Source organism: Dermatophilaceae bacterium Soc4.6 (genome assembly GCA_039889245.1).
GTDB lineage: Bacteria > Actinomycetota > Actinomycetes > Actinomycetales > Dermatophilaceae > Lapillicoccus.
In genome coordinates this window covers 731,912-742,798 of record JAZGVH010000002.1, presented here as the reverse complement: position 1 = coordinate 742,798, position 10,887 = coordinate 731,912, and the positions used below count along the sequence as shown (strand labels likewise).

The following is a 10,887-nucleotide window of genomic DNA, read 5'->3' as shown; positions in this document are numbered from 1 at the left end:
GTAGATCGGACCCCCCGCCATGTCGATCAGCAACCCGGCCTTCCGCCCCCTCCAGGACGCCAAGTGGTCCGACCTGCAGCGACTGAGGAGCTCGTCGCCCATGTTCGACGCGGTGATCGAGGAGGTCAAGGGCCGACGGATCCGGGTCGATGACCACTGGCTGGCCGACTTCGCGTCGTGCAACTACCTCGGCTTCGACCTCGAGCCCGAGATCATCGACTCCGTCGACGAGAGCATCCGGCAGTGGGGAACCCACCCCAGCTGGTCGCGGCTGCTCGGCAACCCGCGGCCGTACATCGACATCGAGGACCGCCTCACCGAGCTCCTCGGGGCCGAGGACACCCTCGCGCTGCCTACCATCACCCACATCCACATGTCAGTGATCCCCGCCATCGCAGGACGGGGACAGGTCTTCCTCGACGGACAGGCCCACCGGACGATCTACGACGGATGCATGGTCGCCAGGGGAAACGGCGCCACGGTCCGACGATTCCCGACCGGCGATGTCGCTGCTCTCGAGGCGTTGCTGCGGGCCGCGCCCACGGGGGGGACGAAGCTGATCTGCACGGACGGGGTCAACAGCATGACCGGTAACGCCCCCGACCTGGTTGGACTGGCTGCGGTTGCCCGCACCTACGGTGCGCTGCTCTACGTCGACGACGCGCACGGCTTCGGTGTCATCGGTGAGCGGACCGACACCGAGTCCAGCCCGTACGGCAGCAGGGGCAACTCGATCGTCAGGCACGCGGGCGAGACGTACGACGACATCGTGCTGGTCGGTGGGTTCTCCAAGGCGTACTCCTCGCTCATGGCGTTCATCGCCTTGCCGACCTGGCTCAAGGACCACCTCAAGGTCGCGGCAGCTCCCTACCTGTTCTCCGGTCCGTCGCCGGTCGCGTCGCTGGCCACGGTGCTGTCCGGTCTCGACGTCAACGCCTCCCGCGGGGACAGCATCAGGGCGTCGCTCCACCGCAAGACCGCCCGGGTCCTCACGACCGTCTCGGAGCTCGACCTGGCGACGCCCAACACCTCCGGTCTGCCGATCATCGAGCTGCCGCTGAAGAACTCCGACGACATCGACGCGGTGGGCCAGTTCCTCTTCGACGCGGGCATCTACGTCACCCTCGCGGCGTACCCGCTGGTGCCCCGCGCAGAGGTCGGCTTCCGGGTGCAGGTCACCGCGGCCAACGGCGACGACGAGATCGAGGAGCTGTGCGCCACGCTTCACGAGCTGTGCGATCGGTTCGAGCTCCAGCACCACGATGACTGAGGTCTCCGTCCGCGCCACCCCACTGCTGGCACCGCTGCGGCACCGGGACTTCCGGCTGCTGTGGGCCGGGGCCAGCGCGTCGCTCGCGGGTGACGGGGTCTACCTGATCGCGCTGGCCTGGCAGGCATACACCCTCTCTCCGCGACCAGCGGGCTTGGCGCTACTCGGGGTGTGCGCGACCGTGCCCCAGCTGTTGGCGCTCCTCGGGAGCGGAATCCTCAGCGACCGGGTCGACCGCCGGCGGATCCTGCTCGGCGCTGACCTCGTGCGGTTCGTCGTGGTGCTCGTGGTGGCGGTCGTCGTCCTGTCTGGCCAGGCCCGCATGTGGCACCTCGCCGTCCTCAGCGTCGTCTACGGGCTCGGAGCCGGAGTCGCTGCCCCTGCCTTCGACGCCATCATCCCGGACCTGGTGCCCGACGAGGACCTCCAGCAGGCCAACGCCCTCGACCAGTTCCTCCGACCGGCCATGCTCCGGTTGGGCGGTCCGGCGCTCGGGGGGGTGCTGATCGCCGTCCACGGCGCGGGTGTCGCCTTCCTCTTCGACGCCGTGACCTTCCTCGTCTCCGCCCTGTGCGTCGTGCGGATGACGGCCGGGGCGTCAGCCAGAGGCTCCTCTGGCTCCGGCCACGAGCCCTCCCTGTGGGCGGACGCCCTGGCCGGCGTGCGCTTCGTCCGCAGCCAACCGTGGCTGTGGGGAACCCTCGCCTCGGCCACGGCTGCCTACCTGTTGTTCATCGGTCCCACCGAGGTCCTGCTGCCCTACCTGGTGCGCGAGGAGCTGCACGGCAGCTCCCGCAAGCTCGGCGTCATCCTCGGCGCCGGCGGCGTGGGGGCGATCGCTGCGGCGTTGGTCGTCGGCCAGGTGGGCCTGCCGCGCCGACAGCTCACGTTCATGTACCTGTGCTGGACCTGCGCCACCTTGGCTGTGGCCGGGTACGGACTGGCCACGGACGGGTGGCAGCTCATGGTCGTCTCGCTGCTGATCAACGGGCTCGAGGCCGCCGGCACGGTGGCCTGGGCCACCACGAAGCAGCGCCTCGTTCCCGCGGAGATGCTCGGACGCGTCTCCAGCCTGGACTGGTTCGTCTCCATCGCCGGACTCCCGGTCTCCTATGCGCTGACGGCCCCCGTCGCGGCCGTGATCGGCGTCCGGGGGACGTTCGTGGCGGCCGGCCTGCTGGGGGCGGCAGTGACCCTGAGCGCCCTGTTCCTGCCGCGCATGAACGAGGCCGACGGGGCGCTGTCGCAGAGTCGGCACGCTTCGCTGGAGGGTCAGCCGACATGAGGGAGGCCGTGTTGCGGGACCTGCTGCGACAGCTGTCCACCGCCTTCGAGACCCGGGACCTACCAGCGCTGACCGACCTGTTCAGCGCCACCAACGCGGTCACGTACGCCGGTTCCGAGTCGGGCGAGAGGGCCACCGGTCCACGCGAGGTTCGGCGCCTTCTCTCCGACCTGCTCAGCCGCCCCATGGCCTACGCCTTCGAGTTCAGTGACCTGATCTTCGACGATCGTCGTGGGACGGTCTGGCTGCTCGCCGAGGGTGAAGGCACCCAGATCGGTGACGACGGGACCACCGAAACATTCCCGTACCGACTGACCGGGGTGCTCGCCTACGAGCAGGCGCGCTGGCGCTGGCTGATGCTCGTCGGCTCAGAGCCCACCGCGACCGGTGCAGACCTGGTGGGATGAGTCGTCGGGCGGCCCACGTGGAGGTCGTCGCGATCGAGCGGGCACGACCTCCCGGCAGCGGACACGGGAACGGTGGCCTGGCAGGGGTGCAGCGGCGGGCGCTCGAGCGCTGGGTGGCCGTCCAGTCTGCGCTGGTCGGCCACACCATCCAGCTCGCGGCCGACGGTGTCGGCGACGCGCGGGCCGGGTCGCTGACGCTCCTCGACCGGGGTGACGCCCTGCTCGGCAACCCCGTGCTCGACGTGCGGGCCTTCGTCGAGCGTCTCGAGGGCGCAGACCTGCAGGCCCTGCTCGACCCGGTCGCGGAGCTCGTCGCCGCGACGACCTACCAGCGCTTCCTCGCCGGTGCCCCGTGCGGTCCGGGGGCTCAGCGACCGGTCAGCGGCACGACGAGCAGCGGGCCACCGGCGTAGAGGCCGCCGTCGACCGCGAGAGCCAGCCCCCCGGCATACGACAGGGGGCCGGTGGTGGTGGCGGGGTCGGGGTGCCCGGGCTGGAGCGTCGCGACGATGCTGTGGCCGTGGACGATGCGCTCGCCGCCGAGCTGGGCGAGCACCCGGGCCGCCGCGCGCTGCCCGCGTCGGCCGCTGAAGGCGTAGCGATCGGTGAGGTCGGCCCAGACGGCCCACACGTCGTCGACCCCGCCGGCGAGCGCGGCGGCGACGGCGGCGTTGACGTCGTCGACCGAGCCTCCCCAGGTGAGGTATCCCGTGGTGTCGGAGTGCAGGAGCAGCCAGCCGTCGACCACGGCGACGGCCGGCAGGGCGGCGATCCACGCGAGGTGGTCGTCGGTCAGGCGGTCCTGGTCGTGCGCCAGCCCGCCGTTGAGCACCCAGCTCGCGGCGAAGCTCGACCCGCTGTAGCGGCCGGCCGGCGTCTCGCCGAAGCGGTGGGTCCCGAGAGCCAGGACCTCGTGGTTGCCCAGCACCGCGCCGACGTGACCGCCGACCTCGGCGGCCTCGCGCTGCAGCCGCATGACCAGCTCGACCGCCCCGACGCCATCGGGCCCGCGGTCGAAGAAGTCACCCAGCACCCACAGCTGGTCGGTGCCGCCGGCCCAGCGCTCGTCGGCGTCGAGCAGCCACGCCTCTCGCAGGGCATGGGCGAGCTCGTCACGGTGACCGTGGGGGTCGCTGACGACGTGAAGAGCCATGGGACAGAGAGCTTGTCGCTCAGGCGAGCGCGCGCAGGCCGGGGAGCACCCGCTCGCCGAAGGTGCGCAGGAATCGCTCCTGGTCGTGCCCCGGGCCATGGAAGACGAGGTGGTCGAAGCCCCAGTCGACGTAGTCCTTGACCGCGGCGACGACCTCGTCGGGGTCGTCGGAGACGATCCAGCGGCTGGCCACCTGCTCATCGGACAGCTCGTCGCCGAGGCGCTCCATCTCGAGCGGGTCGCTCGTGCCGTGCTTCTGCTCCGCGGTCAGGGACAGGGCCGCCCAGAAGCGGCAGTTCTCCACCGCCTTCTCCTTGTCGGGGTCCCACGAGAGCTTGATCTCGATCATCTTGTCGATGTCGTCGCGGGTGCGGCCCGACTTCGTCAGGCCCTCGTCGACGGCCGGGAGGAGCTTGTCGGTGTAGAGCTCGGCGCCCTTGCCCGAGGTGCAGATGAAGCCGTCGCCGGCGCGACCGGCATACCGCGCCACCAGGGGCCCGCCGGCGGCGACGTAGACGGGCACCGGCTGCTCGGGCTTGTCGTAGACCGTCGCGTCCTTGGTCGAGTAGTAGTCGCCCTCGAAGGTGACTCGGTCCTGCGTCCACAGCTGCTTCATCAGCGCCACCGACTCGCGCAGCCGCGCGAACCGCTCCTTGAACTCCGGCCAGCCGTCCTCCTCGTCGACCGAGCCGACGACCACCTCGTTGAGCGCCTCGCCCGAGCCGACGCCGAGCATGACGCGCCCCGGGTAGAGCGACCCGAGGGTGCCGAAGGCCTGGGCGACGACGGCGGGGTTGTAGCGGAAGGTCGGGGTCATGACCGAGGTGCCGAGCTGCACCCGCTCGGTGCGCTCACCGACCGCCGCCAGCCAGGCGAGCGAGAACGGCGCGTGACCGCCGTGGTGGCGCCAGGGCTGGAAGTGGTCGGAGATCATCACGCTGTCGAGACCGACCTCCTCGGCGAGGACCGCGTAGTCGAGCAGCTGTCGGGGGGCGAACTGCTCCGCCGATGCCTTGTATCCGATCCTGAGCGCCATGGCGACGAGCCTATGCCTGCGGCCGTCCCGCCGGCGCACGCCCTTGACATTGGATAGTAAAACTATCCATTATTGGGGAGTTCCGCTATCCAGCAGTCAGGAGAAGGCCATGGTCCGCATCCAGGGCGGTCGCACGACCCACGACCACGACGGCGAGATCGCCGTCTTCCTCATCGGCGTGCGCGTCAACCGCCTCCACCGGGTCGACCAGTGGCTCCCGGTCTTCCTCGCGATGCCGCGGATGCTCACCGAGCTCTACCGGGCCAAGGCGACCGCAGCCAGCGGCGGGGGTGAGGACCTCGGCTTCCTCGAGGCGCGCACGCTCATCGGGGGCAAGGGCGTCACGACGGTGCAGTACTGGCGCAGCACCGCCGACATCTACGCGTACGCCGCGTCCACCAGCCACGCCCACCGCTCCGCCTGGACGGCCTTCAACACCCGCGCTCGTAGGGCGGCCGACGCCGTCGGCATCTGGCACGAGACGTATGCCGTGCCCGCCGGCGGGCACGAGAGCGTCTACGTCGGGATGCCGCTCACCGGGCTGGCCAGCGCCACGACCTCCGTGCCGATCGAGGGCAGCCGCCGGAAGCACGCCGCACTGACGCCCTAGCCCCGCCCCAGCCCCGCCCCTCCCGCAACAAGTGGGAGGGAAGCCGGTCGGTCAGGAGGACGGGGCGAGGGCGGGGGCAGCGCGGAAGGCACCGTCGGACAGGACGGGGACGGCGGTGCTCGTGCCGACCTCGACAGCCACCTCGACGTCGGCGGCGAACCCGGAGCTCATCAGCTCGACGCCGGACGCACAGCCGCGCACGGCCGCAGCCGGGTCCGCGGTCGCCTCGTGGAGACGACGGGCCGCCTCGGCTTCCGGCGAGGCGACCAGCCCTCGGGCCGCCGACAGCAGGGCCGAGATGACGGCACCAGCCCCGAGAAGGTCCTCGAGGGCCGGTCGCAGTGAGCCGTCGGGCCACCGCTCACCGGCGGCGACGACGCAGACGGGGCGAGGGTCGTGCGCCACGGCGCGGCCCAGCCATGCTCCGACGGCGGGCGCGTTGCGCAGCGAGGCGGCGACGACGGTGTCGATACCTGCCGCCGTCGCGGCGGCCGCGATGGTCGACCCGTTGGGCGACGGGAGGACCAGGCGGGTCACCGGCGGCGCGGCCCGCAGGCTCGCCGGGGAGAGGGACCACGGGTGCGCCCGGGAGACCGCGCGCCGACCGACAGCCAGCACCGCCTCCTCCCGAGCTGCCAGCTCACCCGCCAAGGCGTCCCGCCACGCGGCGGGGTACACGGCTGTGCCCCGCTCGACCGCCACCCCCACTGACGTCGTGAACGACAGCACGTCGACGACTACGAGGATCCCCCCGGGGACCGCCAGTCGCTGCGCCCCGGTCGGGCCCCAGTCGAAGCGCACCGACGCGCCGGACTGGCTCCATACGCTGGGCTCCACTGGCGTGCCCCTCGCGTGCCGCGGCTGCGTCAGCTGACGACCACGGTGTCGCCGACCTGCACGAGGTCGAAGAGGGTCGACAGACCGTTGTAGTCGCGCACGTTGACGCAGCCGTGGGAGGCGCCGGCATAGCCGCGGGCGGCGAAGTCGGACGAGTAGTGCACGGCCTCGCCCCCGCTGAAGAACATCGAGAAGGGCATCGAGCTGCCGTAGAGCGTGGAGGTCCACTCGCGGTTCTTGCGGAAGACGGAGAAGACGCCCTCACGGGTGGGGTTGTTCTCCGACCCGAAGCGCACGTCGAGCCGCAGCTGGGCCCTGCCGTCCACCACCCAGGTGAGCGAGCGCGAGGCCTTGCTGATGCACAGCACGCGTCCGGTCAGGCAGCGCGGGTCGAGGCCCACGGTGGTCCCGGTGGGCGGCTTCGGGACGTTGTTGGTGAGCTCGTCGCTCGTGGGGGTGCGGGTCATGCCGTGCAGCCGGTCGGCGGTGCACTGGTCGACCTCGCCGGTGACGGGGATGGCCCGCTTGGCCTGGAACTGACGGACCGCGTCGACGGTCTGCGGGCCGTAGGTGTCGGTCACTGCGCCCGACCACCAGCCGATCTGCTTGAGCCGTGACTGCAGGTCGCGGACGGCCGCTCCGGTCGCCCCCTGCTTCAGCAGCGCGGGCCCGGCCCGCAGCACGTTGTGCAGCTCGTCGGCGGTCGGGGTGCGGGTCCTGGCCACGAGCGCGGCCCACGTGGCCGGGTCGGTCGTCCCGGTGGCGGGCAGGGTCCGCTTGTCCTGGAAGCCGCGCACGGCGGCGACGGTGGTGGCGTCGTACGCACCCGTCGTGGGGCCGGTGAACCAGGCCAGCTGGACCAGGCGGGCCTGCAGCTCGCGCACCCGCTCACCACTGGCCCCGGAGGTGAGCGCCGCGGTGGTTGCCGTCGCGGTGGGGCGGGGCGGTGTCGTGGTTGGGGGCGTCGTCGAGGGTGTCGTCGAGGAGGCCGGGCTGGTCGGGGTCGACGACCCGGGCCCGCTCGAGCCGGTGGTCGGCGAGGTGGCCGAGGGGGTGGCCGCGGTGAGCGCTGCGGGGGCCGGCGCGCACGCTCCGAGCGCGAGGACGGCGACCGCCGTGACCGCGGACACGGCGAGCAGCATCGGTGTGCGGGGGCGGGACAGGGTCACGGGTCGTCTCCCTCGAGGGCGGGCGGAGCCGCTCGGTGGGCGGCCTCACCGAACACGACGCCATACTGCGCCCCGAGGTTGCCCCAGAGAGGTCGCGGAACACCGTGGTTACCGAATCGTGTCGTGCTTCGGCCCACCTGAGGTCAGCCGGGGAGGCCGCTGTGGGAGCGGCGCAGCACCTCGGTGAGCTTGTTGGCGCCGGCGACCACCGTGGCCGCGTGCAGTCGGCCGGGCTGGCGGGAGAGCCGCTCGATGGGACCGGAGATGGACACGGCGGCGACGACCCGGCCCGAGGGCCCGCGCACCGGCGCCGACACCGACGCGACGCCCGGCTCGCGCTCACCGACGCTCTGGGCCCACCCGCGGCGGCGCACGGCCGACAGGGCGGTCGCGTTGAACCGCGCGCCCTGCAGGCCGCGGTGCAGCCGGTCGGGCTCCTCCCAGGCGAGGAGCACCTGGGCGGCCGAGCCCGCCTGCATGGTCAGGCTCGCCCCGACCGGTATGGAGTCGCGTAGCCCGATGGGGCGCTCGGCCGCCGCGACGCAGATGCGCTGGTCACCCTGCCGGCGGAAGAGCTGGGCGCTCTCGTTGGTGTGGTCGCGCAGGGCGCCGAGCACCGGCCCGGCGGCGGCGAGCAGCCGGTCCTCGCCCGCCGCCGAGGCGAGCTCGCCGAGACGCGGTCCGAGCACGAAGCGGCCCTGCATGTCACGGGACACGAGGCGGTGGTGCTCGAGGGCCACGGCCAGCCGGTGGGCCGTCGGCCGGGCCAGGCCGGTGGCTCCGACGAGCTGGGCGAGGGTGGCAGGTCCGGCCTCGAGGGCTCCCAGGACGATGGCCGCCTTGTCGAGCACCCCGACCCCACTGGATGTGTCCATGCTCTGATACTGACGTCTCAGAGCCTGAGACGCAAGTTCCACGGCCAGCGAAGTGCGCCACCCTTGCTGGAGCAGTGCATCACCCCTCGAGGATGCCGCACGGGGCAGTGGGTGCCACCGAGGACCCGAGGGTCACTCGGAAAGGAGCACTCCAATGCCCGGAACGCTGGCCGAGAAGGTCTGGGACGCGCACGTCGTACGGCGCGCCGAGGGGGAGCCCGACCTCCTCTACATCGACCTCCACCTCCTGCACGAGGTGACGAGCCCGCAGGCCTTCGACGGCCTGCGGCTGGCGGGGCGCCCGGTGCGCCGGCCCGACCTCACCCTCGCGACGGAGGACCACAACGTCCCCACCACGCCGGGGCCGATCACCGACCTGGTCAGTCGCACGCAGGTCGAGACCCTGCGCCGCAACTGCGGCGAGTTCGGCGTGCGCCTCTACTCCATGGGCGACATCGAGCAGGGCATCGTGCACATCATCGGCCCGCAGCTGGGCCTGACCCAGCCGGGGATGACCATCGTCTGCGGCGACAGCCACACCTCCACTCACGGCGCCTTCGGGGCGCTGGCGTTCGGCATCGGCACCTCCGAGGTCGAGCACGTCCTCGCCACGCAGTCGCTCTCCCTCAAGCCCTTCCGCACCCTCGCGGTCAACGTCGATGGTCAGCTCCCCGCCGGGGTCACGGCCAAGGACATCGTCCTGGCCGTCATCGCCCAGATCGGCACCGGCGGTGGCCAGGGCTACGTCATCGAGTTCCGCGGCAGCGCGATCCGGGCGCTGTCGATGGAGGCCCGGATGACGGTGTGCAACATGTCGATCGAGGCCGGCGCCCGCGCCGGCATGATCGCCCCCGACGAGACGACCTTCGCCTATGTGCAGGGTCGGCCGCACGCGCCGACCGGGGCCGACTGGGACGCCGCCGTGGCCTCCTGGAGCCAGCTGCACTCCGACGACGACGCGGTCTTCGACGCCGAGGTCCACCTCGACGCCTCGGCGCTCACTCCGTTCGTGACGTGGGGGACGAACCCCGGCCAGGGTCTGCCGCTCAGCAGCTCGGTGCCCGACCCCGAGTCGTTCGCCGACGAGAGCGACAAGGTCGCCGCGCGCAACGCGCTGGAGTACATGGGTCTGGAGGCCGGCACGCCCCTGCGGGAGATCGCCGTCGACACCGTCTTCGTGGGGTCGTGCACCAACGGCCGCATCGAGGACCTGCGGGCGGCCGCCGAGGTCGTCAAGGGCCGCACGGTCGCCGACGGCGTGCGCATGCTCGTCGTGCCCGGCTCGGCCCGGGTGCGCCTCCAGGCCCAGGACGAGGGCCTCGACGCGGTCTTCACCGCCGCCGGCGCCGAGTGGCGCCTCGCCGGCTGCTCGATGTGCCTCGGCATGAACCCCGACCAGCTGGCGCCGGGGGAGCGCAGTGCCTCCACCTCGAACCGCAACTTCGAGGGCCGCCAGGGCAAGGGCGGTCGCACCCACCTCGTCAGCCCGCTCGTGGCCGCGGCCACGGCGGTGCGGGGCACGCTCTCGTCGCCGGCCGACCTGCCGCCGCTCCCCCCGGCCCCGGATGCGCCCGACGCGCCCGACCACTCCGATCTCGTGGAGGCCTGAGCCATGGAGAAGTTCACCACCCACACCGGCATCGGCGTGCCGTTGCGCCGGGGCAACGTCGACACCGATCAGATCATCCCGGCCGAGTACCTCAAGCGGGTCACCCGCGACGGCTTCGAGGACGGCCTGTTCGCGGCCTGGCGCAAGGACGAGTCGTTCGTCCTGAACAACCCCCGGTATGCCGGTGGCTCGGTGCTCGTCGCCGGCCCCGACTTCGGCACCGGCTCGAGCCGCGAGCACGCGGTCTGGGCGTTGATGAACTACGGCTTCGCGGCCGTGCTGTCGTCGCGGTTCGCCGACATCTTCCGTGGCAACAGCGGCAAGGCCGGCCTGCTCACGGCTGTCCTCGCCCAGGACGACATCGAGCTGATCTGGAAGTACCTCGACAACGACCCGGGCGCCCAGGTGACGGTCGACCTCGTCTCGCGCACGGTGACCGCCGGCGAGATCGTCGCGTCCTTCCAGGTCGACGAATACACGAGGTGGCGGCTGCTGGAGGGGCTCGACGACATCGGCCTGACCCTGCGCCACGAGGAGGACGTCACCGCGTTCGAGGCTGCGCGCCCGTCGTGGAAGCCGCTCGTCGGCTGACGGCCTGCTTCGACGACTCACCCCGAAACGCGAGATCCCCTGCGC

The 10,887-nt window shown here is 72.0% G+C and carries 12 protein-coding genes; 7 read left to right on the top strand and 5 right to left on the bottom strand.

Features of this window, described 5'->3' with window-relative positions:
* The first annotated feature begins 19 nt into the window (after positions 1-19).
* From V3N99_03565 to V3N99_03550, 4 genes are read left to right on the top strand one after another with little or no spacing between them, the layout of a single operon-like run.
* Entirely contained in the window at positions 20-1,270 is a 1,251-nt protein-coding gene (locus V3N99_03565) for a pyridoxal phosphate-dependent aminotransferase family protein (protein ID MEO3935819.1), read from the top strand.
* Positions 1,263-2,555 (top strand): MFS transporter, encoded by a 1,293-nt coding sequence (locus V3N99_03560; protein MEO3935818.1) that lies wholly within the window; start codon positions 1,263-1,265, stop codon positions 2,553-2,555. The genes V3N99_03565 and V3N99_03560 overlap by 8 nt, the downstream gene beginning before the upstream one ends.
* Entirely contained in the window at positions 2,552-2,962 is a 411-nt protein-coding gene (locus V3N99_03555; GenBank protein ID MEO3935817.1) for a nuclear transport factor 2 family protein, read from the top strand. The genes V3N99_03560 and V3N99_03555 overlap by 4 nt, the downstream gene beginning before the upstream one ends.
* Positions 2,959-3,375 carry a hypothetical protein gene (locus tag V3N99_03550; GenBank protein MEO3935816.1) on the top strand — a complete coding sequence of 139 codons (417 nt, stop codon included), beginning with the start codon at positions 2,959-2,961 and terminating at the stop codon, positions 3,373-3,375. Before V3N99_03555 ends, V3N99_03550 begins: the two co-directional genes overlap by 4 nt.
* Here V3N99_03550 and V3N99_03545 read toward each other — a convergent pair.
* Complete coding sequence (locus tag V3N99_03545; GenBank protein ID MEO3935815.1) at positions 3,330-4,115, bottom strand: metallophosphoesterase; 786 nt, start codon at positions 4,113-4,115, stop codon at positions 3,330-3,332. The genes V3N99_03550 and V3N99_03545 overlap by 46 nt on opposite strands.
* A gap of 19 nt (positions 4,116-4,134) precedes the next feature.
* Positions 4,135-5,151, bottom strand: a complete 1,017-nt coding sequence (gene fgd, locus V3N99_03540; protein ID MEO3935814.1) for a glucose-6-phosphate dehydrogenase (coenzyme-F420) — start codon at positions 5,149-5,151, stop codon at positions 4,135-4,137.
* Between the two features lie 109 nt (positions 5,152-5,260).
* Between fgd and V3N99_03535 the strand changes: the two genes are divergently transcribed.
* Positions 5,261-5,761, top strand: a complete 501-nt coding sequence (locus V3N99_03535; GenBank protein MEO3935813.1) for a DUF4188 domain-containing protein — start codon at positions 5,261-5,263, stop codon at positions 5,759-5,761.
* A gap of 51 nt (positions 5,762-5,812) precedes the next feature.
* Here the strand turns inward: V3N99_03535 and V3N99_03530 are convergent, their stop codons facing one another.
* The 3 genes from V3N99_03530 to V3N99_03520 form a co-directional block, all read right to left on the bottom strand.
* Positions 5,813-6,598 (bottom strand): 2-phosphosulfolactate phosphatase, encoded by a 786-nt coding sequence (locus V3N99_03530; GenBank protein ID MEO3935812.1) that lies wholly within the window; start codon positions 6,596-6,598, stop codon positions 5,813-5,815.
* 29 nt (positions 6,599-6,627) lie between these two features.
* Positions 6,628-7,767, bottom strand: coding sequence for a peptidoglycan-binding protein (locus V3N99_03525; GenBank protein ID MEO3935811.1), 1,140 nt, complete (start codon positions 7,765-7,767; stop codon positions 6,628-6,630).
* A 143-nt stretch (positions 7,768-7,910) separates the two neighbouring features.
* Positions 7,911-8,642: an IclR family transcriptional regulator gene (locus tag V3N99_03520; protein ID MEO3935810.1), complete on the bottom strand. Its 732-nt coding sequence runs from the start codon at positions 8,640-8,642 to the stop codon at positions 7,911-7,913.
* Positions 8,643-8,796: 154 nt separating this feature from the next.
* Here V3N99_03520 and leuC point away from each other — a divergent pair, with 154 nt between their 5' ends.
* Complete coding sequence (leuC, locus tag V3N99_03515; GenBank protein MEO3935809.1) at positions 8,797-10,251, top strand: 3-isopropylmalate dehydratase large subunit; 1,455 nt, start codon at positions 8,797-8,799, stop codon at positions 10,249-10,251.
* A gap of 3 nt (positions 10,252-10,254) precedes the next feature.
* Complete coding sequence (gene leuD / locus V3N99_03510) at positions 10,255-10,842, top strand: 3-isopropylmalate dehydratase small subunit (GenBank protein MEO3935808.1); 588 nt, start codon at positions 10,255-10,257, stop codon at positions 10,840-10,842.
* The last annotated feature ends 45 nt before the right edge of the window (positions 10,843-10,887 follow it).

Coding starts and splice junctions, on each gene's coding strand:
- V3N99_03565 (MEO3935819.1), top strand. CDS start 20: ATGTCGATCAGCAACCCGGCCTTCCGCCCCCTCCAGGACGCCAAGTGG.
- V3N99_03560 (MEO3935818.1), top strand. CDS start 1,263: ATGACTGAGGTCTCCGTCCGCGCCACCCCACTGCTGGCACCGCTGCGG.
- V3N99_03555 (MEO3935817.1), top strand. CDS start 2,552: ATGAGGGAGGCCGTGTTGCGGGACCTGCTGCGACAGCTGTCCACCGCC.
- V3N99_03550 (MEO3935816.1), top strand. CDS start 2,959: ATGAGTCGTCGGGCGGCCCACGTGGAGGTCGTCGCGATCGAGCGGGCA.
- V3N99_03545 (MEO3935815.1), bottom strand. CDS start 4,115: ATGGCTCTTCACGTCGTCAGCGACCCCCACGGTCACCGTGACGAGCTC.
- fgd (MEO3935814.1), bottom strand. CDS start 5,151: ATGGCGCTCAGGATCGGATACAAGGCATCGGCGGAGCAGTTCGCCCCC.
- V3N99_03535 (MEO3935813.1), top strand. CDS start 5,261: ATGGTCCGCATCCAGGGCGGTCGCACGACCCACGACCACGACGGCGAG.
- V3N99_03520 (MEO3935810.1), bottom strand. CDS start 8,642: ATGGACACATCCAGTGGGGTCGGGGTGCTCGACAAGGCGGCCATCGTC.
- leuC (MEO3935809.1), top strand. CDS start 8,797: ATGCCCGGAACGCTGGCCGAGAAGGTCTGGGACGCGCACGTCGTACGG.
- leuD (MEO3935808.1), top strand. CDS start 10,255: ATGGAGAAGTTCACCACCCACACCGGCATCGGCGTGCCGTTGCGCCGG.